This window comes from Bacteroides sp. AM37-9 (assembly GCF_003603455.1).
GTDB classification, from domain to species: domain Bacteria; phylum Bacteroidota; class Bacteroidia; order Bacteroidales; family Bacteroidaceae; genus Bacteroides; species Bacteroides xylanisolvens.
The window spans coordinates 1-25,404 of sequence record NZ_QTNF01000023.1 but is presented as its reverse complement, the minus strand read 5'-3'; the positions used below and the strand labels follow the sequence as shown (position 1 = coordinate 25,404).

Annotated in this window: 16 protein-coding genes; 10 read left to right on the top strand and 6 right to left on the bottom strand. The window is 42.0% G+C overall.

Annotated features, from left to right (window positions below):
* The first annotated feature begins 266 nt into the window (after positions 1–266).
* The 3 genes from DW862_RS16015 to DW862_RS16005 all read left to right on the top strand — a co-directional run bounded on the left by DW862_RS16015 (position 267) and on the right by DW862_RS16005 (position 4,313).
* Positions 267–2,558: an NADP-dependent malic enzyme gene (locus tag DW862_RS16015; protein ID WP_004317276.1), complete on the top strand. Its 2,292-nt coding sequence runs from the start codon at positions 267–269 to the stop codon at positions 2,556–2,558.
* Positions 2,555–2,731, top strand: a complete 177-nt coding sequence (locus DW862_RS16010) for a hypothetical protein (protein WP_004317275.1) — start codon at positions 2,555–2,557, stop codon at positions 2,729–2,731. The genes DW862_RS16015 and DW862_RS16010 overlap by 4 nt, the downstream gene beginning before the upstream one ends.
* A gap of 247 nt (positions 2,732–2,978) precedes the next feature.
* Positions 2,979–4,313: an NADP-specific glutamate dehydrogenase gene (locus DW862_RS16005; protein ID WP_004317274.1), complete on the top strand. Its 1,335-nt coding sequence runs from the start codon at positions 2,979–2,981 to the stop codon at positions 4,311–4,313.
* Between the two features lie 412 nt (positions 4,314–4,725).
* On the opposite strand, the gene ltrA is transcribed toward DW862_RS16005, so the two are convergent.
* On the bottom strand, positions 4,726–6,132 hold the full coding sequence (ltrA, locus tag DW862_RS16000; RefSeq protein ID WP_120069294.1) for a group II intron reverse transcriptase/maturase: 1,407 nt from the start codon (positions 6,130–6,132) through the stop codon (positions 4,726–4,728).
* Between the two features lie 958 nt (positions 6,133–7,090).
* Here ltrA and DW862_RS15995 point away from each other — a divergent pair.
* Both DW862_RS15995 and DW862_RS15990 read left to right on the top strand, forming a co-directional pair.
* Complete coding sequence (locus DW862_RS15995; protein WP_004317273.1) at positions 7,091–8,230, top strand: PCMD domain-containing protein; 1,140 nt, start codon at positions 7,091–7,093, stop codon at positions 8,228–8,230.
* 17 nt (positions 8,231–8,247) lie between these two features.
* Positions 8,248–9,033, top strand: coding sequence for a porin family protein (locus DW862_RS15990; RefSeq protein ID WP_004317272.1), 786 nt, complete (start codon positions 8,248–8,250; stop codon positions 9,031–9,033).
* Between the two features lie 108 nt (positions 9,034–9,141).
* Here the strand turns inward: DW862_RS15990 and DW862_RS15985 are convergent, their stop codons facing one another.
* From DW862_RS15985 to DW862_RS15965, 5 genes are all read right to left on the bottom strand, one after another.
* On the bottom strand, positions 9,142–10,347 hold the full coding sequence (locus DW862_RS15985; protein ID WP_004317271.1) for a DUF4925 domain-containing protein: 1,206 nt from the start codon (positions 10,345–10,347) through the stop codon (positions 9,142–9,144).
* Positions 10,348–10,551: 204 nt separating this feature from the next.
* Positions 10,552–11,541 (bottom strand): DUF4925 domain-containing protein, encoded by a 990-nt coding sequence (locus DW862_RS15980; RefSeq protein WP_229096982.1) that lies wholly within the window; start codon positions 11,539–11,541, stop codon positions 10,552–10,554.
* 412 nt (positions 11,542–11,953) lie between these two features.
* The gene (locus DW862_RS15975) at positions 11,954–14,923 is read right to left on the bottom strand and encodes a PEP/pyruvate-binding domain-containing protein (protein ID WP_015531471.1); all 2,970 of its coding nucleotides are present in this window, start codon (positions 14,921–14,923) and stop codon (positions 11,954–11,956) included.
* A 4-nt stretch (positions 14,924–14,927) separates the two neighbouring features.
* Positions 14,928–15,569 carry an HNH endonuclease gene (locus DW862_RS15970; RefSeq protein WP_008024719.1) on the bottom strand — a complete coding sequence of 214 codons (642 nt, stop codon included), beginning with the start codon at positions 15,567–15,569 and terminating at the stop codon, positions 14,928–14,930.
* A gap of 5 nt (positions 15,570–15,574) precedes the next feature.
* On the bottom strand, positions 15,575–16,810 hold the full coding sequence (locus tag DW862_RS15965) for an AAA family ATPase (protein ID WP_074910696.1): 1,236 nt from the start codon (positions 16,808–16,810) through the stop codon (positions 15,575–15,577).
* Positions 16,811–16,956: 146 nt separating this feature from the next.
* Here DW862_RS15965 and DW862_RS15960 point away from each other — a divergent pair, with 146 nt between their 5' ends.
* The 5 genes from DW862_RS15960 to DW862_RS15940 all read left to right on the top strand — a co-directional run bounded on the left by DW862_RS15960 (position 16,957) and on the right by DW862_RS15940 (position 25,292).
* Positions 16,957–19,068, top strand: coding sequence for a prolyl oligopeptidase family protein (locus tag DW862_RS15960; protein ID WP_120069291.1), 2,112 nt, complete (start codon positions 16,957–16,959; stop codon positions 19,066–19,068).
* 216 nt (positions 19,069–19,284) lie between these two features.
* Positions 19,285–20,622, top strand: a complete 1,338-nt coding sequence (gene gdhA / locus DW862_RS15955) for an NADP-specific glutamate dehydrogenase (RefSeq protein WP_008024724.1) — start codon at positions 19,285–19,287, stop codon at positions 20,620–20,622.
* A 232-nt stretch (positions 20,623–20,854) separates the two neighbouring features.
* Positions 20,855–22,018 (top strand): Xaa-Pro peptidase family protein, encoded by a 1,164-nt coding sequence (locus DW862_RS15950; protein ID WP_120069287.1) that lies wholly within the window; start codon positions 20,855–20,857, stop codon positions 22,016–22,018.
* Positions 22,019–22,100: 82 nt separating this feature from the next.
* Entirely contained in the window at positions 22,101–23,663 is a 1,563-nt protein-coding gene (locus DW862_RS15945; protein WP_120069284.1) for an arylsulfatase, read from the top strand.
* 102 nt (positions 23,664–23,765) lie between these two features.
* Positions 23,766–25,292, top strand: coding sequence for an arylsulfatase (locus DW862_RS15940; protein WP_120069370.1), 1,527 nt, complete (start codon positions 23,766–23,768; stop codon positions 25,290–25,292).
* The last annotated feature ends 112 nt before the right edge of the window (positions 25,293–25,404 follow it).

The following is a 25,404-nucleotide window of genomic DNA, read 5'->3' as shown; positions in this document are numbered from 1 at the left end:
TTATTTAGGCACGAATTACACAGTTTTAGTTTAATGGAACCGTATTAATCCGTGTAATCCGTGCCTAAATGAAAGTGATAAGAGTATTTTAACACACCTTCCTTTCACAAATGAGACACAATTACAGCTAAATTACATATATACCCATTATTTTAGTCATTTTGCTATAAAATTAATAGAAATTATCTCCGAAATACTACAATTTCTAACTTTTATTCCTACATTTGCAGCCAATTGATAACTTATTAACAAATTACATATATACCATGGCTAAAATAACGAAAGAAGCCGCTTTGCTCTATCACTCCCAGGGCAAACCCGGCAAGATTGAGGTAGTGCCTACCAAACCTTATAGTACACAAACCGACTTATCACTCGCATATTCCCCCGGTGTAGCAGAACCTTGTCTCGAAATTGAGAAGAACCCGCAGGATGCATACAAGTATACAGCTAAAGGAAATCTTGTAGCTGTTATTTCTAACGGTACAGCCGTACTCGGACTGGGCGATATAGGCGCATTAAGCGGCAAACCTGTAATGGAAGGTAAAGGGCTGCTTTTCAAAATCTATGCCGGTATCGACGTTTTCGACATCGAAGTAGACGAGAAAGATCCGGAGAAGTTCATTGCGGCAGTGAAAGCAATCGCTCCTACCTTTGGAGGTATCAACCTGGAAGACATCAAGGCGCCCGAATGTTTTGAAATCGAACGTCGCCTGAAAGAAGAATTAGACATTCCTGTAATGCACGACGACCAGCACGGTACTGCTATTATCTCCAGCGCCGGTTTGGTAAATGCCTTGCAGGTGGCAGGAAAGAAAATCGAGGATGTGAAAATCGTCGTGAACGGTGCCGGTGCATCCGCAGTATCTTGTACTAAATTATATGTATCTTTGGGCGCGCGCCTCGAAAATATTGTCATGCTGGATAGTAAAGGCGTTATCAGCAAGACACGTACCGATCTGAACGAACAGAAAAGATATTTTGCAACTGACCGCACAGATATCCACACACTGGAAGAAGCAATCAAGGGCGCGGATGTATTCCTCGGCCTGTCAAAAGGAAATGTGTTGAGTCAAGATATGGTACGCAGCATGGCTCCGATGCCCATCGTATTCGCATTGGCCAACCCGACACCGGAAATCTCTTACGAAGATGCCATGGCAGCACGTCCTGACGTACTGATGGCTACCGGACGTTCCGACTATCCGAACCAGATTAATAATGTAATCGGTTTCCCATATATCTTCCGCGGTGCTTTGGACACTCAAGCTAAAGCAATCAACGAAGAAATGAAAATTGCGGCCGTACACGCCATTGCCAACCTGGCAAAACAGCCGGTGCCTGATGTAGTCAACGCAGCCTACCACGTAAACAACCTTTCTTTCGGTGCGGAATACTTTATCCCGAAACCGGTAGATCCACGCCTCATCACCGAAGTTTCCTGCGCAGTGGCAAAAGCTGCTATGGAAAGCGGAGTGGCTCGCACAGAAATCAAAGACTGGGACGCTTACTGTGTTCACCTGCGCGAATTGATGGGCTACGAATCCAAACTGACCCGCCAACTGTATGATACTGCCCGCCGCTCACCGCAACGTGTCGTATTTGCCGAAGGTATCCACCCGAATATGCTGAAAGCTGCCGTTGAAGCAAAAGCCGAAGGTATCTGTCATCCTATCTTATTAGGAAACGACGAAGCTATCGGAAAACTGGCAGAAGAAATGGAGCTTAGTCTGGAAGGTATTGAAATCGTCAATCTTCGTCACCCGGACGAATCAGATCGTCGCGAGCGTTACTCCCGCATCCTTGCAGAAAAACGTGCACGCGAAGGATTTACCTACGAAGAAGCCAACGACAAGATGTTCGAACGCAACTACTTCGGTATGATGATGGTGGAAACAGGAGATGCAGACGCATTCATCACCGGACTTTATACAAGATATAGCAATACGATCAAAGTGGCAAAAGAAGTGATCGGCATCCAACCGGGCTTCAAACACTTCGGTACCATGCATATCCTGAACTCCAAGAAAGGTACTTACTTTCTGGCAGACACATTGATTAACCGCCACCCCGATACGGAAACATTGATTGATATCGCCAAACTGTCCGATAAAACAGTTCGTTTCTTCAATCACACACCGGTTATCTCTATGTTGTCATACTCTAACTTCGGCGCTGATACCGCAGGTAGCCCAGTGAAAGTGCACGAAGCAGTTGCTCACATGCAGGAAGAATATCCGGAATTGGCTATCGACGGTGAAATGCAGGTTAATTTTGCCATGAACCGCGAATTGCGTGATACCAAATATCCGTTTACCCGCTTGAAAGGTAAAGACGTAAATACATTGATTTTCCCGAATCTAAGTTCAGCAAACGCCGGTTACAAACTGTTGCAGGCAATGGACCCGGATACAGAATTCATCGGCCCTATCCAGATGGGATTGAACAAACCTATCCACTTCACCGATTTCGAAAGTTCTGTCCGTGACATTGTGAATATCACAGCCGTAGCCGTGATCGACGCCATTGTTGACAAAAAGAAAAGAGGAGTGAAATGAAACGCCCGTTATCCAAATCACAAATAGTTTGCATCAGCCTGCTTTGGTTGGCGCTTTGCTATTTAGTTCTGACAAAAGCCGAACGAATTGACGGGATGACGATAGTAATGCTTGTCATTTCGGCAGCATTAGTATTTATTCCTGTTTATAAGTCGATCAAAAAGAACAAATAAATATCTTTTTTCCTTTTTTTAATGCGATAAAATATCAAATTTGATGTTTTATCGCATTTTTCTTTATAAAATGTTTGCCAGTTCAATTTTTATCTTTACTTTTGCAACCGGAAATAAAATTCCGATGTACCCATATACAAGTGTGCAAATTGCTATACGGCAGAAAAGCACATAGTCGAGCGGCACATAAGCAAATTGTCAAATTAGCACATTATTTTTATATCAACCAATTAAAGAAAAAAAGATTATGAATGCAGCAAAGGTATTAGACGATCTGAAAAGAAGATTTCCCAATGAACCGGAGTATCATCAAGCAGTAGAAGAAGTACTTTCTACTATTGAAGAAGAATACAACAAACACCCGGAGTTTGATAAAGTAAACTTGATCGAACGTTTGTGTATTCCTGATAGAGTATATCAGTTCCGCGTGACTTGGATGGATGATAAAGGTAATATTCAGACCAACATGGGTTACCGTGTTCAGCACAACAACGCGATCGGTCCTTACAAAGGCGGTATCCGTTTCCATGCATCTGTAAACCTTTCTATCTTGAAGTTCCTTGCCTTTGAACAAACATTCAAAAACTCACTGACTACGCTGCCGATGGGTGGTGGTAAAGGTGGTTCCGACTTCTCTCCTCGTGGAAAGTCAAATGCCGAAGTAATGCGCTTCGTACAAGCATTCATGCTGGAACTGTGGCGTCACATCGGTCCTGAAACTGACGTTCCTGCCGGTGACATCGGTGTTGGTGGCCGTGAAGTAGGTTTCATGTTCGGTATGTACAAAAAACTGGCTCATGAATTTACCGGAACATTTACAGGTAAAGGCCGCGAATTCGGTGGTTCACTGATTCGTCCGGAAGCTACCGGTTATGGTAACATCTACTTCCTGATGGAAATGCTGAAAACAAAAGGCACTGACCTGAAAGGTAAAGTTTGTCTGGTTTCCGGTTCTGGTAACGTTGCTCAATATACAATCGAAAAAGTAATCGAACTGGGTGGTAAGGTAGTTACTTGCTCTGACTCTGACGGTTATATCTACGATCCGGATGGTATCGACCGCGAAAAACTGGACTACATCATGGAACTGAAGAATCTGTACCGTGGCCGTATCCGTGAATACGCAGAAAAATATGGTTGCAAATATGTAGAAGGAGCTAAACCTTGGGGTGAAAAATGTGATATCGCTCTTCCTTCTGCTACTCAAAATGAATTGAATGGCGACCACGCTCGTCAACTGGTAGCAAACGGCTGTATCGCCGTATCTGAAGGAGCTAACATGCCTTCTACTCCGGAAGCTATCAAAGTGTTCCAGGATGCTAAGATCCTTTACGCTCCGGGTAAAGCTGCTAATGCCGGTGGTGTGTCAGTATCAGGTCTTGAAATGACTCAAAACTCTATCAAATTGAGCTGGAGCGCTGAAGAAGTAGACGAAAAGCTGAAGAGCATCATGAAGAATATCCACGAAGCTTGCGTTCAGTACGGTACAGAAGCCGACGGATACGTAAACTATGTGAAGGGTGCTAACGTAGCCGGATTCATGAAGGTTGCTAAAGCAATGATGGCACAAGGTATCGTATAATCAGCGAAAGATATATAAGCTATAGTTTATTTAAAGGCTTCCGCCTTCCGAAAGGAAGTGCGGGAGTTTTTATACCCTAAAGGGTGTAAAACAGAAAAATTACATTATATTTATACCCAAAAGGGTATAATATGGGCTCAGTCATTATTCTTGGGGATTTAACACATATTTGGCTACTTAGTTGAAGTTGAGTCTTATTTCTTCATTGTGTTCTTCCGCGTTATGAGCAAAATTCGGAATGAATAAAAGAAAATATATTTATATTTTGTCCATAGGCAAAAACCGGGTCACCGTTCCTTTTAAAGGAACGCCCCGATGCACAATCGAGTAGGAGGAAAACGAAAGCTTTCTTCCTACTTTCATTTTCCGACCTCTCACACCACCGTACGTGCCGTTCGGCATACGGCGGTTCCTATTTTGGATACCATTCGAGATAACTATCCGTCAGCGTGATATACCCTGCCTTTTTCAGATTCTCATTTGATAGGGCTCGTGTCAAAATCGGGCTGTCGGCTATACGCCAATTACCAAGACGTGTGTTCCCCCATTGATAGGCTTGCCGGGCGGCTATGCCACATCGTTTGAGGTTGATTACCCTCGTCTTGGGTTTCTTCCATGCTTTCCATATACACATTCGTATCCGTCGCCTTAACCATTCATCGGTTTCAAGACAAAGCCGTTTTATCTGAGCAAGATGATAGTACCCTATCCAACCCCGTATGTACTCTTTCAGCTTCTGTTTCCTGCGTTCATAGCCCCAACCATTACTGCGACTCGTCAACTCTTTGAGCTTGGCTTTCATCTTGGTTTTGGTTTTGGGATGTACAGCAAGCAGACATTTGCCTTTGTTTACATAAAAGGAGTAGCCGAGGAATTTAACTCCTCGTACATAGGACACTACGGTTTTCTCCCGATTTACTTTCAGAAAGAGTTTCCCCTCGATAAATCGTGTGATGCTTGACTTTACACGCTGTGCGGCTCGTTTGGATTTACAGAATATCAGGACATCATCGGCATATCGGACAAAGGGGTGTCCTCGGAGTTCGAGTTCCTTATCCAATTCGTTGAGCATTATGTTACTCAACAGCGGACTTAGAGGTCCACCTTGCGGTGTGCCCTCTTCACTCGCTTCAAAAAGTCCTCGGGTGATTACTCCGCTGCTTAGATATCTGTGTATTAGACTGACTACTCTGCCGTCTGTTACCGTGCGGCTGAGGATTTCTATGAGCTTGCTGTGATTTACGGTATCGAAGAAGCGTTCAAGGTCGAGGTCGACCACATATCGGTAGCCGATCTCAATTATCTCTTGCGCCTTTCGTAGCGCACTATGGCAGCTCCGATTGGGACGGAAGCCGTAGCTAGTCCGAGAGAACTGTCGCTCATAGATTGGGGTCAGTGCTTGGTTGATGGCTTGCTGGACTAATCGGTCTACTACAGTGGGGATTCCCAATAGCCGCTTCTTTCCGTTGTCTTTGGGTATCTCTACCCTGCGGACAGGATTGGGACGGTATGTCCCTTGTTGCAAGGAACTTGTCAACTCATTCTTGTTGGCCAAGAGCCACGGTAGCAATTGCTCACACGACATCTTGTCAATACCGCCACTGCCCTTATTGCCTACCACTGCCTTGTACGCGCGGTTAAGATTATCGGGACTGAGAATGAGTTCCAATAAATGTGCCTTGTCGAATGGTACTTCCGCGAAGTTGTCTTCACATATCCACATGAAAGTCTGCACTCCCTCATACCTTTTGGTTGCAGACCTATCTCTTTGAGGGCAGTCATTAGCTTGGGCTGATGTTTTCTGCATTCTTACTTTCATACAGTACGTTTCAATTACTTTCGCTTAATTATTAGGTTCTGCCCTTCGTGGGTTGTATTGACTTTTTTTTTCCCACTACTATGGCGTCTGCTGACTTCTCACGGCAAGCTTTACTCCACAACTTTCGTAAAAAAAAACTATTTGCTGTGTCCGTGAGACCTCCCCGATTAAGAACATAATCTTTCTCACTTATACTTGCTTGATTTACACCACTCGTTCCGAATAGCTATAGGGCTTTAGTCCGTCGTGCGACCTTACCCACGAGCATGTGCCTTAATATCAAGTTTCTGTTCGTCAAGTCAGTGATTTGCCTACGGCTTCCTTCAGATTCCGCATCGCTACGAACACCCTTGCCTTTGGCTGTACGCTTGCCGCTATTAAGCTGCGTTAGGGACTTGCACCCGTTAGACTATGCCCATGTCGGGCGAACCCGAGAAACGCCCCGTTCCTTTAAATGAAACGGGGCATTTGTTTTAAAGGAAAAAACAGGTGGCACATCTTGTTGTATAACAGCGCTTTATCTTTTCACAGTTATATAGTAAAATAATTAAGAACTTTATTTACAATATCAGTTAAATTCGCTATTCTTACAAATGAATTATCTATGGTTTGAATGTCTTTGAAATAAACAATAAATATTTAGTGGAGCGTTTTAGTACTGAAAAAGCAGATTTTAAGTACTTCTTCCATCTGTTCCATGTACTTTATTACAGCAGTACAAGTACCTATTTTCTTCAACTCTTGTACTTCTCCCAGTTGATTCATCTACTTCAAAAAACCAAATACAAGCCAAATACTATGAAAAGATACGAAACTTGAGCCTATTAATTGAATATTTAATCATTCCTTTCCTCTCCTTCCGAAAGGAAGTGCGGGAGTTTTTTATCAAAAATCACCTGAAGTTCATTCAAAATCCGTATCTTTGCTCCTCATAATTTACTAATTCATAATATATAAGATGAAATTTACAAATGTATTAGCCACAACCCTGTTATCTTTGTTGAGTACTGCATGCATACAAAACGAAGAACCGAATACCGAAGCAGACATTTTAAAATGTATTCTACCCAAAGAAATATTCGAATATGACAATACAAACTATTACGAACCTTACGATGAATCCATAAATGCTTATCCCCTTTATATCAGTGTAAATAGCAAAGCTACCCTTACACAATTGGCTCCAGAATTTGTATTAACAGAAGGTGCCACTATCGAACCTGCAAGTGGAAGTATCCAAGACTTCACTCATCCCGTACGTTATACCGTTACCTCAGCCGATGGTAAATGGCATCGCACCTATTCCGTCAGTATTTCAGATGATTTGCAAATTATCCCCGAGCAGTTTCATTTTGATAAACTGAGTTCCAAAAGCAGCAAATACCACATTTTCTATGAAGAGAACAAAGCAAAAGGTGAATTTATGGAATGGGCAAGTGCCAATCAAGGATATATGCTAGTATCCGGAAATAGTCCTGCTACAGAATACCCCACATCACAAGCCGACGGAGGAATTGAGAACAGTAAATGTGCCAAACTGGTAACTAAATCAACCGGAGGATTAGGAAGCCTTGTTGGCGCTCCCTTGGCAGCAGGAAATCTTTTCATCGGAACATTCAATTTCAATTCTTCTGTCAGCGATCCTTTAAAATCAACCGCTTTCGGAAGAATATTCCACAAAAAACCGCTCCGTCTAAAAGGATATTACAAATACAAGGCAGGTAGCACATATATGGATGGTACAAACGAAATACCAGAACAAAAAGACAATTTCATTGTGTATGGCATCTTTTACAAAACTGATGAAACACTTCGTACCATGGACGGATATCTAGCCATCAATGAATTCAAAGATCCACGCATGATAGCATTGGCACTTCTTCCAGAAAAAGAAAGAAAAGAAACTGATCAATGGACCGAGTTCAACATACCATTCGATTACAACAAATATGGAAAAGAAGTAGACATGGAAGCTTTATCACGCGGAGAGTATAAGATAAGCATCGTACTTTCTGCCAGTAAAGACGGAGATCGTTTCAAAGGGGCAATAGGGAGCACTCTTTATGTAGATGACCTAGAATTAGTTTGTGAAGAATAACCTAAAAACAGAAAAATATGACACAAAGAAACCTATATATAGCTTTTATATTTACAATTATTAGCGTGTATTCTGTCTCTGCACAGACCAACCGGACCAAAACCTTAATTAATGCAGCACTTCACGGTTGGGAGTATGAAGTTAGAGCCGGATTCAGTATCGGCGGAACTTCTCCTATTCCTTTGCCAGCAGAAATACGATCTATCAACTCTTATAATCCTTCATTAGCCATCAGTTTGGAAGGAAATATGACTAAATGGATAGAGCCAACGAAGAAGTGGGGTATCGTTACCGGAATTCGCTTGGAAAGCCGCAAGATGAAGACAGATGCTACAGTAAAGAATTATAATATGGAAATCATTGCTAGCGATGGCGGACGTTTAAAAGGGAATTGGACAGGAAAAGTTAGTACGAATGTAAATAATTCATATCTCACATTGCCAGTATTAGCCGCTTACAAAATAAACGACCGTTGGCACATGAAAGCTGGTGTATATGCATCATACATATTGGAAAGAGAATTTTCAGGAAATGTGTACGACGGATATCTGCGTGAAGAAAATCCCACTGGTGACAAAGTATCAATTGAGGGCGATAAAAGCGCAAAGTATGATTTCTCGGAAGAGCTTCGCCACTTTCAATGGGGAGTTCAGGCAGGAGCGGATTGGTTGGCTTTCAAGCATCTAAAAGTGTATGCCGATCTCACGTGGGGATTGAATGACATTTTCAAAAAAGACTTCACAACGATAAGCTTCGCTATGTATCCTATTTATCTGAATATAGGATTTGCGTATGCATTCTAACGAAAAATATCATCCTGTTTTATAGCACCATGAGAAAGGGCAGTCCATTTTTGAGGACTGCCCTTTTTATGATGCTATTTTTGTACAAAAGAAATTATTATTATATCTTTATTTCAAGATATTTGTTTCTGCTGATGGTTGCAGAGCGGTAAACATTATTCCAAACTTAACTTCTGTTGTACCATCTATTACCTTCGGAAGACTTTTTAATACTGGCTTCAAAGCTTTAACTAAAGATGCCATATCACCAGCTTGAGCCTCTAGCATTTCCAATAGTCCGTTTACAAACTCTTCATCCTCAAACAACGGTTTTACAGCTTTCAATAGAGGCAATAACACGTCTTCTCCAACATAGACTTTCATACCTCCATTTCCATCTTGCTCATAATAAAGAGGAATTCCTTCACTCAACATCGGAATCAATTTCAGTAACTCTTTAATGTCTACAGAAGATATTCCCGATGCTCGACTTAAAGTTGTAACTGACATAGCCGTATCCATTATTTGCGACAGATTTAAAAAGAGTTTAATCTGATTCTCCTGTTCTCCCATTCTATACATAGCCAAATTCAAATCTGAATCATTCCATTCCGCATCAGCAATACCATTTTTATAAACTGCCTGTATATTTCCATCGGGCAGGAAACGTACTTCCTTCAATATAGCTGATAACAATTGGGGGATTGATTTATTATCAACCACTTTAGCGGTAAAAATAGCTCTAACCAAAATACTCCCCCATATCGGATTTGCTGAAGTCTTCCAAACATAATATACAGGTTCGACACTCTTCTGTGGCACCAGATTCCATGAAGTATCAGCAAAGCCATTTTCAGGCAATGCCACGTTCAAGTCCAATTTCAAAAAGCTCTTTGTCGCTGAACCGTTATACCGAATAATACCTCCGTTCTGCTCCTCTTCTCCGGAAAAAGTCACCATGTCACCATCTATATTCAGAGTAACATGAAGTTCAGTTGTCTTTTCTCCCGGGATAACTCCCGGACTCGCAAACTTCAACAGATCTGTTATACCGGCTCTGCTATTCATAGCCACTGAACCTAAAATATCAGATAAATCCACCAAGGCTCCTGACAATATCAATCGGGCTTTGGTTGCATCTGCTGCATCCGGAATAAATTCTACCTTCTTCCCTAACATAGGCTTCCCACTATAAGTCAAAGCCAAACCACTTACATCTGTAAATGTGAAATTCTTTATTGGACACACTATAGTTTCGTCTTTATCGCTACAAGATACAAAACATATTGCCACGCATAAAAGAAAAGTCAAATAGCAAAATAATTCTTTTTTCATTTATTTCTATCTTACTAAAGGATTAATAATAAACAATTTTCCTCACCAAACATTCATTTTACAAAGTAACTAATTTTAATTTACCTACACAAATCTTATTTTTATCAATAGTTGTCAATACATTCCATAATATACCTAAAAACGAAAAAGGTTGGAAGACTAATGGCGTTTCCAACCTTTTTAATTATCACATAAATCCTACTATTATTGTTTCACCAAATCCAAACCAATATCAAAGGTCTTTGTCTCACTCCAGTAACCTGAAATTATTTGTATCAGTATAACCGCTTGAGCAGCCTCTGCTGGAATCAAATTAGCACTAACCAACGCCTCCCATACATAAAGCAAATCATTTTTCATAATTGGGGCTCCATAATCATCTTTTTCTCCTGTGTCACGGAGTATCATAAAAGTATCAAAAGCCGATTTATCCAAATACAAATAAGTTTTTCCACTTTCTTCTTTCTTATTCATCGGAATACCATTTAATGCCCATCCCTGCAACTGACGAATAGAAGCATCAGTTACATTCGCCAAATCAATCTGAAACAAACTTTTCAATAATTCTTTCAACACAGCAGGTTCTCCTGTCAGTACCTGATTGATGATGGTTTCCAAACTGCTTGCATCCTGACCTCCAAGAGCAGCACCCAAAATATTAGTAATATTTAGTTTTACTACTACTTTACCATTACTTTCAGACCATGTAGCAAGTCCGGCAGGTGAATTCACAAATCCCGAAGTGGCAGCCAATGAAGTAATCTCAGATTTTTCTGGAAACATTCCACCCATTAGTCCCGCCATAGCCCAATTCATCAATTTATCTGTACCCTGCAAAGTCGGTTTATCCACATAGGAAGCAATAATATTTCCGTCCTCACTCATCTCAATCGTATTCAACACCTGAGGAAGCATAGTCGCCCCCATCATACGAAACATTCCACTTGCTGCTACTGTAAACGGATCTTCTTTCTTTGCATCCCATTTTGCATACAAAGGACCTGCCTTCGGAAAATTTTTAATAGGGTCATCTCCTTCTGCCACCACAAAATCTGCTGTTTCATAATCACTCAAGCTATACACACCTACCAAAGGATTTACAGGATTGGGAGTGTCCTCATCATCACTACAAGAAATAAACAAAGTTGCTGTACACAATACGGTAAATAAGTAATAAAATAAATTCTTTCTCATTTCTATTCTGCTTTTAATTAATAAACACATCTGTGTGATATTCCCATCACACAGATAATAATATTTAAACGGTTGCAAAATAACTATTATTTTCAGATATCCACAAGGTCTATATTTCATGTTTCTGTTCTATTTTTAAGGAAATACATCTAACATCAACCATGAAAAACAAAACTTTCCGCTGATTATATTCTGTTTTTAATAATCAGCGGAAAGTTACCATTCAAATTTCACATATAAATATATCAATAGAGTCTATTCGTAAGCAATAGTTAGTTTTTCTTAATAGGTAGGAACATGTAAGGATATCACTTTCATTCTAACACCATATATTATAAAATTGTTATCAAGGGAAATGCAGTTGCTACACCCCAAATCTCTCTCACGATTTACAACTGGCCCCTATTCCACCTTAAGCCTCCGGCATCAAAACCACACCCTGCTTCTTCTTTCCATCCATCTTGACCACCATCGGTTTCTCAAAGCGGACATGACGAAGATATTTCGTTTCTTCCACCGCAGGTTGCGCATTGAGGAAGTCCTGATTATACACACCATCATTCATAAAGGCATTGATAGTGAAATATCCAACCCCGAACGAAGTCAGATTCTGAAAGAAATGTGTTCCTTGACTGGGATCTACCCGATAGTTGGTCAGTCCGGCTTCCACAATCACACGGGCAGCCGAGATATGAGGCCACTTCACAGGAATACCGAGCCATGTATCACTGCTTCCCCAACGTCCCGGACCGACAAGCACATAATTCTTTCCTTCATTCAAGAACTGTTGGTTGATCTTTTCTATCTCCCAAGCAATTGCCTGATTGTTAGAGGCACTATAATTATCGGTTTTTACATAGACCACATCATAAATATCATTCATGATACCGTGTCCCAACGAATTATATGAGCGGAGAATCACATCTTCATCCGGTATCTCGTTCAAATCTTCGTCCAGCATTTCTTTACTGTCTACGATAGGACGTATCTGTAACAGATAGAAGGTTCCGGATTTATCATGTTCGCGACTTAACGTTGCTGCAAATTCAATTTCAACCGGACGGCGCATCTCCTGTTCACCATATTTCAAGACCAACTGCAGAATACGAGCCAACGGGAAAACATCATGTTGCAGGATATTGGCAAAAGTAATCACCTTGCGCCCCCCAGGATACAGACCATCTCGGATAATCTGATCGTACGGATCATACGTAGAGGCAATATAACGCAGGGCACCATCGTTTTCCGCCTCTTTGACATGGAGTTTCAGTAAATTGAAACCATCGTCAATAGAAAAATCATGTCCGGCATTTTTTAAATCCAAAGCATAGAAACGGGTCTGGGTCTCTTTCAGAGCGATTTCCATTTCACTGGTTTGCAACACCTGATTGGGATGATAGGGAGAAAAACGAAGGGTCATACCACCGTCTACAATATATTTCCCTAATCCCAAAGCCAGATTAACCGTTCCTTCTTCGGCTTTTTCATCTCCTAAAGGATAATAATTCAGTGAACGAGCCACACCCGACATAGACGGATAATAACGGTCGCCATATTGATTGCCAACTACCTCCTGCAAGATAACAGCCATCTTTTCCTGATCGATCACATTCGAAGTAGCCTGCATATACGCTTTGCTGTCACGGAAATAGACTGATGCATACACCCCTTTGATGGCATCCGAAAGCATGCGCAACATTTCATACCGATCATCCAGATAAGGAATCATGTATGTGTTATAGATTCCTGCAAACGGCTGATAATGAGAATCTTCAAGCAAAGATGAGGAACGGATGGCAATCGGAGATTTCACTACATCGAAGAAAGTAAAGAAGTCCTCCACCAAGCGGTCAGGCAACTTTGCCTTCAGAAAGTATTTCAGAATCGTAGCATCATCCGCATCTGACAGCGCAATCTGATACAGATTATTAGTGTCCATAAATTCATCAAACACATCCGTACAAAGCACCACCGTTTTAGGAATAGCAATACGTGCGTTCTCAAACTCTTCAAACTCCGGATGACGCTTCACCATATTATCAATAAACGCCAGTCCACGCCCTTTTCCGCCCAAAGAACCATCCCCGATACGGGCAAAGTTAGAATAACGGTCGAAACGGTCTCGCTTAAACACAGCCACGACTCCCTGGTTCTTCATCTTACGATACTTCACAATCGCCTCAAAGATGATTTTCCGGTGAGCATCCACATCTTGAAGACTATTCCAGGTAATCGGTTTTAAAAACTCGGCTACCGGGAACATGGCACGAGAATAGAACCAACGCGACACATGATTCCGGCTGATATGATATAAGAAAGACTCCGCAGGTACGGCAAAAAGAATGTTTTGCAGTTCTTTCAGATTCCGGACACGGGCAATCTCTTCCCCGGTAGCCGGGTTACGGAATATAAAATCACCAAAACCAAAATCATCGGAAACGATACGACGCAAATCGACATCCATCTTTTTTGAGTTCTTATCAATAAAGCTAGCGCCGTACTTAGCGGCATAAGACGAATTTTCCGATTCGGACGACTGGATAATCAACGGAACAAACGGATCGTTCTTGCGTATCTCGGCACACAGCTTGATACCTGCCAGACCGTCTTTCTCCCCCCGCTCCACTTTCGGGAAACGGACGTCGGTGATTACTCCTAATATATTATTTTGATACTTATGATAAATTTCCATTGCCTCCTGATACGTACGTGCCAGTACAATCTTAGGCCGCCCGCGCATACGAAGTGTACGCTGGTGCGCATTCAAGGCTTCAGTAGAGAACTCCTGACTCTGCTTCAACACGAACTTATACAGATTCGGCAAAATAGAAGAATAGAAACGAATACCATCCTCCACCAAAAGAATCAACTGCACACCGACTTCCTGCACATCGTGTTCCAGATTCATCTTGTCTTCTATCAATTTGATAATAGACACCAGCAGGTCGGTATTGCCCAACCAACAGAACACATATTCAAACGCACTCAAATCTTCATTGATAATCCGTTTGGTAATACCATGGCTGAAAGGAGTCAGGATCACGATAGGAATATGCTCATATTTCTCTTTTATATGACGACCGATATCAAAACTGTCATTATCCCCCGTGCTCGGCATACAAATCACCAGGTCGAACGACATATTTTCCAACTGCGCCAATGCTTCCTCCTCTGTGGATACCTGCGAGAAACGAGGCGGATAACGCAAAGATAAAGAGGTGTATTCATTGAAAATCTTCTCATCAATGCGCCCGTCATCTTCCAGCATAAAAGCGTCATAAGGGTTGGCGATTAACAACACGTTAAAAATTCGCCTTGTCATCAGGTTGGCGAACTGTGTATCTTTGAAGTAAAGCTGGTTTAATTTATATTTACTAAGCATAAAGTCATTCTCCTTTCTTATTCCAAATCGTCATATCTCCAAAATCATGTTTCAGCAAATCGTTACTATGAATAATTGCATATTTAAATCCCAAATATTCACTACGAATATCCAACTGTTCTTTTATAACCGGATAATAATATTCTTTCTTACCTGACATATATTCATCAACAACATAAGAAAAGAAATTCATTTTTTGAATAAATTCATCATAAAATCGTTGCTCACGACAATTCCTATAAGATAGTTTTCCATTAAATAATAAATTCAATAACTTTATCGTTGAAAGTACTTCAGAAGTTCTATTATCACTATCAAATATTGCTTTCTGATTAACAAAATCATTTGAATGTTCTATTATAGTTTCGATATCATATTGAGTCGGATCTAAGATATCATCATACTTATTCGACTTTTTATTGTTACAGTATCCACAAGCTACAAATAAGTTTTCCCATGTTTGCTTCAAGTCTCCATTATTGGCTTGCGATTTAAAATGCTCTACTTGATAATCAGTTGTCAAACGCCGTTCGCATAGATAACATTTATCATTCTGATCCATCAGTAATTGTTTGCAGACCTCGTCCGTATTATAACTCTTATCTAAAGTTTGTGGCTTATCTGCATTTTTACAAATTCTAATCATCTTAATTAATTCTTATTTTGCCACTCTCTTTTCAGATCATAATATTTAGCTTTAATAGCAGGAGCAACTGCTTCCGGAATCTTATCAAAATCCTGTAGATACATTTCCAACTCACTTTTATCCGAAATAGAAAGCCGATCAGAACGAATCAATTCTTCCATCCGTTGTAAACGCATTTGAATCTCACTGGAGTCTGTACGAACACCAAAGTAACCTTCTGCTAATGCTTCATAAGAATAATCCGTTAAGTCTTCAATTGGTTCACGATGCTCCAAATCAAAAGCAACAGCATTCTCTAAAGAATTAAGAATAAAAGGGGAATGAGTAGTGACAACAAACTGTATGTTAGGAAAAATAGTAGTCAATATCGGCAAAATCACTCTTTGTAGTTCCAAATGAAGATGCGTTTCTATTTCATCAATCAACACAATTCCTTCTTTCTCGTATGCACGGACCACATTATTCTGTGATTGCATTTTTAAAATTAAATCAGCTACAATGTCTAATGCAGCCGAATATCCTGCTGATAGTTCGGTGAATTTAAACGACTTTCCGCGTGTTTGAATGAGGAAAGAGTAATCTTTATAATTGAAATCAAGTTCTAAGGTTGTATCATCAAATATCTGACGAAGAATATTTCGGAAGCCGACAAACCATTGACGAATATAATCAGCATCCTCTGTTTTTCCTTCATTACGAGCTAAAGCCTCTTGCACTTTACAGTCAACCATAAAATTCAAGAACTGATCTACTTTATTATGTTTCAGATCAGTCTTCATCTTCAAATCCGGCTTAACAGGATTCTTAGGTTCTACAAAAAGAGACTTACGTTCATCAGCATAGTAGGCTATAATAAAGTTCTGACTAAAAAAATCCTTAGAGATGGAGTATATATCATGGAATGAAAGTTCTACTTTTCCATAAAATTCTTCAATTCTATTTTTATAATATTCAACATTATTCTGGCCGGAAGCAATACTTTTCGAATCACCAGTGGTCTCAGCTTGCTGCAACCATGCTTGATTAGACTCTAAATTTTTCTTTAAATCTAAGAAACTCAACATCTTATCATTACAAACCTGACTTAAATGCTCCACTATTGCATTCAACAGAATAGTCTTACCACTTCCGTTCTTTCCCGTAATAATCAGATGTTTTTTTTCATTTTCAGAGATTGGTATACAAAAGTTCTCCAAATGAAAAATATGATTAACCTTGATACTCGTAATAAAATTACCCATAGTCCTTTATACTTGATGATTACTTTTGCAAAGTTAATTCTTTAAATCTCATTTTCCATCATCTTCTTTATAAAGTTTACTTGTTTATCTCTTATTATTTTGTAGATTTGTAACTTTAAGTTTATTCAAAAAGACTTTTTATTCACATGAAAAAAGTAACTTTATTAATGAGTGGAATCATGGTGATGTCATGCGCTCCCCAACAAAAAAAGCTGGTCTACCCCGAGACGGCAAAGGTAGACACTGTAGATGTGTACTTCGGCACACAAGTTCCCGACCCTTACAGATGGTTGGAAAATGACACCAGTGCAGCCACTACTGCCTGGGTAGAAGCACAAAACAAAGTAACGAATGAGTATCTTAGCCAGATCCCGTTCCGCGAAAACCTTCTGAAACGATTGACGACACTGGCCGATTACGAGAAGATCAGTGCCCCGATCAAGAAACATGGAAAGTATTATTTCAGTAAAAATGACGGTCTGCAGAACCAGAGTGTATTCTATGTGCAGGACTCATTGGACGGCGAACCGCGTGTTTTCCTCGATCCGAACAAACTATCGGACGACGGAACAGTAGCACTGACCGGTCTTTATTTCTCAAACGACGGCAAGTACACCGCTTACAGTATTTCACGCAGCGGTTCGGACTGGTCTGAAATTTATGTAATGGATACCGAAAGCGGAAAACTGCTGGAAGACCACATCGAATGGGCCAAGTTCACCGGTGCTGCCTGGCAGGGAGACGGTTTCTACTACAGTGCCTATGATGCACCGTCCAAAGGAAAAGAGTTCTCCAACGTGAACGAGAATCACAAAATCTATTATCACAAAATCGGTGAGCCACAGTCAAAAGATAAACTGATTTATCAGAATCCTGCTTATCCGAAACGTTTCTATACATCGAGCACCAGTGAAGACGAATGGATTCTCTTCCTGACGGAATCCGGCGCCGGAAGAGGTAACAACCTGTTTATACGGGATTTGAAAAAGCCGAATTCACCCTTCATCCAGCTGACTACAGACCTCGACTACCAATATTACCCAATCGAAGTTATCGGCGACCAGATTTATATTTATACCAACTACGGTGCACCGAAAAACCGGATCATGGTAGCTGACATCAACCGTCCGAAGCTGGAGGACTGGAAAGAACTCGTACCCGAATCGGAAGCTGTTCTTTCAAATGCGGAAGTGATCGGTGGCAAACTGTTCCTTACTTATGACAAAGATGCCTCGAACCACGCATACGTTTACGGTCTCGACGGTAAACAAATTCAGGAAATCCAACTGCCGTCACTCGGTTCCGTAGGCTTTAGCGGCAACAAAGACGACAAAGAATGTTTCTTCGGATTCACTTCATTCACCATACCGGGTGCTACCTACAAATACGACATGGATCAGAATACCTACGAACTATATCGTGCCCCGAAAGTACAATTCAACTCGGACGATTTTGTGACCGAACAAGTATTCTTCGCCAGCAAAGACGGCGTAAAAATTCCGATGTTCCTTACTTATAAGAAAGATTTGAAGAAAGACGGCAAAAACCCTGTATTCCTCTACGGATACGGTGGCTTCGGCATCAGCCTCAACCCGGGCTTCAGCGCCATGCGCATTCCATTCCTCGAAAATGGGGGTATCTACGCACAAGTAAACCTGCGCGGTGGTAGTGAATACGGTGAAGATTGGCACGTAGCCGGAACTAAAATGCAGAAACAGAACGTATTCGACGATTTCATCTCTGCTGCCGAATATCTGATCGACCAGAAATATACGAATAAAGATAAAATCGCCATTGTAGGAGGTTCCAACGGTGGTCTGTTGGTAGGTGCCTGCATGACACAGCGTCCTGACCTGTTCCGTGTAGCGATCCCGCAAGTAGGTGTAATGGATATGCTCCGCTACCATAAATTCACTATCGGCTGGAACTGGGCAAGCGATTACGGCACAAGCGAAGACAGCAAAGAGATGTTTGAATACCTCAAAGGCTACTCTCCACTGCACAACCTGAAACCGGGCACGAAATATCCGGCAACACTGGTCACTACCGCCGACCATGACGACCGTGTAGTCCCTGCCCACTCATTCAAGTTTGCCGCTACCCTGCAAGCCGACAACGACGGTACCAATCCGACACTGATCCGTATTGACAGCAAAGCCGGGCATGGCGCAGGCAAACCAATGGCTAAAGTACTGGAAGAACAAGCTGATATTTACGGATTCATCATGTATAATTTAGGAATGAAACCAAAATTCTAAAGCGACACTTCCTATTTATAAACACATAGAAGCCCCGTAACCTGTATTTTACATTACAGGCTGCGGGGCTTTGTGTTTTTCAGCAGAAGAAATTGACATTTTATCATTATTTAATCAAAATATCCGCATTAAAACAAGCAACTTTGAAAAATTTTCCTATATTTGCAGTGAGTTAGTTGACATTTTATCAGAATTAACCTTTTAAAATATAGTATCATGAACATCCAGAAAATCATGTCCTCTTTGGAGGCTAAGCATCCCGGTGAATCTGAATATCTTCAAGCAGTGAAGGAAGTTCTTCTTTCTATCGAAGATATATACAATCAACATCCTGAATTTGAAAAAGCTAAAATCATAGAAAGATTGGTAGAACCCGACCGTATCTTCACTTTCCGTGTGACGTGGGTGGATGACAAAGGCGAGGTGCAGACCAACCTCGGTTATCGTGTACAATTCAATAATGCGATCGGTCCTTATAAAGGTGGTATCCGTTTCCATGCTTCCGTCAATCTTTCCATTCTGAAATTCCTCGGTTTCGAACAGACATTCAAAAATGCACTGACCACGCTGCCTATGGGTGGTGGAAAAGGTGGTTCCGATTTCTCTCCGCGCGGTAAGAGTGATGCTGAAATCATGCGTTTCTGCCAAGCCTTTATGTTGGAGTTATGGCGTCACCTCGGACCGGATATGGATGTACCAGCCGGTGATATCGGCGTAGGCGGACGTGAAGTAGGTTATATGTTCGGTATGTATAAGAAACTGACTCGTGAATTTACAGGCACATTCACCGGCAAGGGATTAGAATTCGGAGGCTCGTTGATTCGCCCGGAAGCTACCGGTTTCGGTGGTCTGTATTTTGTAAATCAGATGCTACAAGCGAAAGGTATTGATATAAAAGGTAAGACAGTCGCTATTTCCGGTTTCGGCAACGTTGCATGGGGAGCAGCTACCAAAGCTACCGAACTGGGTGCCAAAGTGATTACAATTTCCGGCCCGGACGGATATATCTACGATCCGGATGGTATCAGCGGCGAAAAGATAGACTATATGCTCGAACTTCGTTCTTCGGGTAATGACATTGTTGCACCTTATGCAGAACAGTATCCGAATGCTACCTTTGTAGAAGGCAAGCGCCCGTGGGAAGTGAAAGCAGACATCGCACTTCCTTGTGCTACCCAAAATGAATTAAATGGAGAAGATGCTCAAAATCTCATAAAAAATGACGTACTTTGCGTCGGAGAAATTTCCAACATGGGATGTACTCCCGAAGCAATCGACCTCTTTATTGAACATAAGATAATGTATGCTCCGGGTAAAGCGGTCAACGCAGGCGGTGTTGCCACTTCCGGTTTGGAAATGTCTCAAAACGCAATGCACCTAAGCTGGAGTGCTGCCGAAGTGGACGAAAAGCTCCATGCAATCATGCACGGCATCCATGCACAATGCGTGAAGTACGGCACGGAACCCGACGGATACATTAATTATGTGAAGGGTGCCAACATTGCCGGATTTATGAAAGTAGCTCACGCAATGATGGGACAAGGCGTTATTTAGAAGACTTTGTTTAGTTGTATTTGTATTTGTGGTTTGCGCTGCTCGCCTCCTGTGACAGGACGCGGGTAGCGCTATTTTTTTGAGATTAACATTATTTTCGCTGGAATTAATTATCTTTGTGGCATGATAGGTTAAATAATGGTTTGTGAATTTGTTATATCAGATAAATAACTCACAACTAATAATTTACCATTGATAGTTTTGTAATTAATAATCATGTAATAAATAAAAAATGCTACAACCCGAATTGAAATTTCGCCGTGACAAGATTCGCAGTCTGATGGTGTCACAGGGCATTGACGCCGCACTTATCACTTGTAATGCAAATTTAATTTACACGTATGGCTGTGTAGTCAGTGGCTATCTTTACCTCCCCCTTCATTCGCCTGCACTATTATTTTTCAAACGCCCTAATAATATCACAGGAGAACATTCGTTCTCGATTCGCAAACCGGAACAAATCGTTGACCTGTTGAAAGAACAAGGATTGCCGATGCCAACCAAACTGATGTTAGAAGGTGACGAGCTCCCTTATACGGAATATTGCCGTCTGGCCAGCCTGTTTCCGGAAGCAGAAGTTGTAAATGGCACCCCGTTGATTCGTCAGGCACGCAGCGTAAAAACACCTGTAGAAATTGAGATGTTCCGCCGTTCGGGCATTGCCCACGCCAAGGCATACGAGCAGATTCCAAGCGTATATCGCCCCGGTATGACAGACATCGAGTTTTCCATTGAAATAGAACGCCTGATGCGTCTGCAAGGTTGCCTCGGAATTTTCCGGGTATTCGGACGCAGCATGGAAATATTCATGGGTAGCGTACTGACCGGAGACAATGCCGGATACCCCTCGCCCTATGATTTTGCTTTAGGTGGACAGGGACTTGATCCTGCTTTGCCGGGAGGAGCAAATAAAACTCCGCTAAAGGAAGGTCAGAGCGTTATGGTGGACTTGGGAGGTAACTTCAACGGCTACATGAACGATATGAGCCGCGTATTCTCAATAGGCAAGCTGCCCGAAGAGGCTTACACCGCCCATCAGGTTTGTTTGGATATCCAAACAAAGATAGCTTCCATCGCCAAACCGGGCATTGCTTGTGAAGTGCTTTACGACATAGCTGCCGAAATGGCCAAAGAAGCCGGATTTGCCGACAAATTTATGGGAACAGGGCAACAAGCCAAGTTTATCGGCCACGGTATCGGACTCGAAATTAATGAAGCTCCAGTATTAGCTCCCCGCATGAAACAACAATTAGAACCGGGCATGGTCTTTGCCCTCGAACCGAAAATCGTTATTCCGGGTGTAGGCCCCGTAGGCATTGAAAACTCTTGGGTAGTAACCAACGAAGGAATAGAAAAGCTGACGAACTGCAATGAAGAAATCATTGAATTAAGTTAAACAGACGATGAAAAAGATGTGTCCGGCAAAGAACAGACACATCTTTTTCTACTAATAATAACACACTTAACCCCCAAAAACAATGAAACAACCTTTCATTCTAACCCTTATGTCCACTGTTGCCTGCACTGCAACAGCCACTAACAAAGCACCGGAAAACACTACACCGACAAAGTCAAAAACACCCAACGTCGTATTTATCTACGCTGATGATCTCGGTTATGGCGATTTGGAATGTTACGGAGCTAAAAACGTGCAAACCCCTAATGTCAACCGGCTGGCAAAATCCGGAATTCTTTTCACCAACGCTCATGCAACAGCCGCCACCAGTACCCCTTCCCGCTATTCCATGCTGACAGGAGAATATGCCTGGCGCAAAGAAGGAACGGATGTAGCGGCAGGAAATGCCGGGATGATTATCCGCCCCGAGCAATATACCATGGCAGATATGTTCAAAAGTGTCGGTTATGCTACTGCCGCAGTAGGCAAATGGCATTTAGGACTCGGAGATAAAACCGCTACTCAAGACTGGAATGCTCCGTTGCCTTGCGCATTAGGTGATTTAGGATTCGACTATCATTTTATCATGGCAGCTACAGCCGACCGCGTGCCTTGTGTCTATATCGAAAACGGAAAAGTTGCCAACTACGATCCGAGTGCTCCTATCGAAGTAAGTTATCAAAAGAACTTCGAGGGCGAACCTACCGGAAAAAGTAATCCTGAATTACTTTACAACCTCAAGCCAAGTCACGGTCACGACATGTCTATCGTCAACGGAATTTCCCGCATCGGTTTCATGAAAGGCGGAGGAAAAGCACTCTGGAAAGACGAAAACATTGCTGATTCATTAACGACACATGCCATTCAGTTTATTGAGGAGAACAAAAACAAACCTTTCTTCCTCTACTTTGCCACTAACGACGTACATGTTCCCCGCTTTCCTCACGACCGTTTCAGAGGTAAAAACCCGATGGGATTAAGAGGCGACGCTATCGTACAGTTCGATTATTGTGTCGGTGAAATTCTGAATACATTAGAGAAATTGGGTTTAAGAGAAAATACGCTCATCATTCTTTCAAGTGACAACGGCCCGGTGGTAGACGACGGATACGACGACAAAGCAGAAGAACTGCTCAACGGTCATAGCCCTGCGGGACCGTTACGGGGCAACAAATATAGTGCTTTCGAAGGAGGCACGCGTATTCCCGCCATTGTCAGCTGGCCTGCGGGAGCAGAAAAAGGCATGACTTCAGACCTGTTGGTTTCGCAAGTAGACTGGTTGGCTTCTCTGGCTTCCCTCACCGGAGCTACAATGCCTAAAAGCACTGCACCGGATAGCTACAACTATCTGGGAAGTTGGCTAGGTAAAGAAAAGACAGACCGCCCGTGGGTAATAGAGCAGGCTTCCAACCACACGCTGTCCGTCCGCACCAAAGACTGGAAGTACATCGAACCGAATGACGGACCGAAAATGATCCAGTGGGGACCGAAGATAGAAACCGGAAACTCTAAAGAACCGCAGCTTTATAAAATGAAAGAAGTGAAAGAGGTGACCAACTACGCAAAGAATATGCCGGAGAAAGTGGCCGAACTGCAAAATATCCTTCAAAGCGTACGTGAAGGAAAAGATTTAATCGGAAAATAGATTCAGGATATAGAATGATGAAATGCCTCATAAAGACAGCCACAAAGCCTTAGAGAGGCATTTCATTCTAACCAGCTTAACCTTATTTAATTGCATAATATGATGAATTATAAATCAATCTCGTTGATAGGCGGCACGCTGCTTCTATCTACCTTAACTGCCAACGGACAGAAAAAGAACACCCAACCCAATATTCTTTTCATTCTTTGTGACGACATGGGATATGGAGATTTAGGCTGTTACGGTCAACCATTTATCCGCACCCCTCATATAGACACGATGGCGAATGAAGGTATGCGTTTTACACAGGCATACGCCGGCAGTCCCGTCAGCGCACCTTCCAGAGCTTCATTTATGACAGGGCAACATTCAGGTCACTGCGAGGTGCGAGGCAACAAAGAATACTGGAAAAATGTACCGATCGTGTTGTATGGGCAAAACCAAGAATATTCGATAGTGGGGCAACACCCTTATGATTCCGACCATGTAATCTTACCGGAAATAATGAAAGACAATGGCTATACCACGGGTATGTTCGGCAAATGGGCGGGAGGATATGAAGGCTCGCGTTCTACTCCCGACAAACGGGGAATAGATGAATACTACGGTTACATCTGCCAATTTCAGGCTCATCTTTACTACCCCAATTTCCTGAACCGTTATAGTAAAGCGTTGGGCGACACCGGAGTGGTGCGGGTGGTGATGGATGAAAACATCAAATATCCGATGTATGGTCCCGACTACCAGAAACGTCCGCAATACTCGGCCGACATGATTCATCAGAAAGCATTGGAGTGGCTGGACCAACAAGACGACCAACAACCGTTTTTCGGCATATTGACTTACACCTTGCCTCATGCGGAACTCGTTCAACCGGAAGATTCCATCCTGAATGAATACAAAGCCAAATTCAACCCGGACAAAGAGTTTAAAGGAAGCGAAGGCTCACGATACAATGCTATTACGCACACCCATGCTCAATTTGCAGGAATGATTACCCGGCTGGATTATTACGTGGGTGAAGTCCTGAAAAAGCTGAAAGAGAAAGGGCTGGACGAAAACACATTGGTTATTTTCTCCAGTGACAACGGCCCTCACGAAGAAGGCGGAGCCGACCCTACTTTCTTCGGCAGAGACGGAAAGCTGCGCGGATTAAAACGCCAGTGTCATGAAGGAGGAATACGTATTCCGTTTATCGCGCGTTGGCCGGGGCACATACCAGCAGGTAAAGTGAACGATCATATCTGTGCTTTTTATGATTTAATGCCTACATTCTGCGAAGTGATCGGCATCAAGGACTACGAAAAGAAATATCGCAATAAAGAAAAAGAAGTCGATTATTTCGATGGGATTTCTTTTGCTCCCACACTGCTGGGTAAGAAAAAGCAAAAGAAACATGATTTCCTGTATTGGGAATTTGATGAAACAGACCAGATTGCCGTACGCATGGACGATTGGAAGATGGTGGTAAAAAAAGGAACACCGTTCCTCTACAACTTAAAAACGGATATTCACGAAGATACTGACATAGCACTCCAACATCCGGACGTTGTAGAAAAGATGAAAGCTATCATCTTCGAACAACATACGCCCAATCCATATTTCTCGGTGACGCTACCCAAACAGTAAACGTACGGATAAAGAAATAATGAGTAATCAGCAGTTAGAAAGCAAGGTTTCATTCATTTCGGTACCGTTTTGAATAAAATAATGGAGTATTCTGGAAACGTTGTGGTAAATC

Bases quoted from the DNA above. Each gene is read 5' to 3' on its own strand.
- DW862_RS16015 (WP_004317276.1), top strand. From the start codon at position 267: ATGGCTAAAATAACGAAAGAAGCCGCTTTGCTCTATCACTCCCAGGGC.
- DW862_RS16010 (WP_004317275.1), top strand. From the start codon at position 2,555: ATGAAACGCCCGTTATCCAAATCACAAATAGTTTGCATCAGCCTGCTT.
- DW862_RS16005 (WP_004317274.1), top strand. From the start codon at position 2,979: ATGAATGCAGCAAAGGTATTAGACGATCTGAAAAGAAGATTTCCCAAT.
- ltrA (WP_120069294.1), bottom strand. From the start codon at position 6,132: ATGAAAGTAAGAATGCAGAAAACATCAGCCCAAGCTAATGACTGCCCT.
- DW862_RS15995 (WP_004317273.1), top strand. From the start codon at position 7,091: ATGAAATTTACAAATGTATTAGCCACAACCCTGTTATCTTTGTTGAGT.
- DW862_RS15990 (WP_004317272.1), top strand. From the start codon at position 8,248: ATGACACAAAGAAACCTATATATAGCTTTTATATTTACAATTATTAGC.
- DW862_RS15985 (WP_004317271.1), bottom strand. From the start codon at position 10,347: ATGAAAAAAGAATTATTTTGCTATTTGACTTTTCTTTTATGCGTGGCA.
- DW862_RS15980 (WP_229096982.1), bottom strand. From the start codon at position 11,541: ATGAGAAAGAATTTATTTTATTACTTATTTACCGTATTGTGTACAGCA.
- DW862_RS15975 (WP_015531471.1), bottom strand. From the start codon at position 14,923: ATGCTTAGTAAATATAAATTAAACCAGCTTTACTTCAAAGATACACAG.
- DW862_RS15970 (WP_008024719.1), bottom strand. From the start codon at position 15,569: ATGATTAGAATTTGTAAAAATGCAGATAAGCCACAAACTTTAGATAAG.
- DW862_RS15965 (WP_074910696.1), bottom strand. From the start codon at position 16,810: ATGGGTAATTTTATTACGAGTATCAAGGTTAATCATATTTTTCATTTG.
- DW862_RS15960 (WP_120069291.1), top strand. From the start codon at position 16,957: ATGAAAAAAGTAACTTTATTAATGAGTGGAATCATGGTGATGTCATGC.
- gdhA (WP_008024724.1), top strand. From the start codon at position 19,285: ATGAACATCCAGAAAATCATGTCCTCTTTGGAGGCTAAGCATCCCGGT.
- DW862_RS15950 (WP_120069287.1), top strand. From the start codon at position 20,855: ATGCTACAACCCGAATTGAAATTTCGCCGTGACAAGATTCGCAGTCTG.
- DW862_RS15945 (WP_120069284.1), top strand. From the start codon at position 22,101: ATGAAACAACCTTTCATTCTAACCCTTATGTCCACTGTTGCCTGCACT.
- DW862_RS15940 (WP_120069370.1), top strand. From the start codon at position 23,766: ATGAATTATAAATCAATCTCGTTGATAGGCGGCACGCTGCTTCTATCT.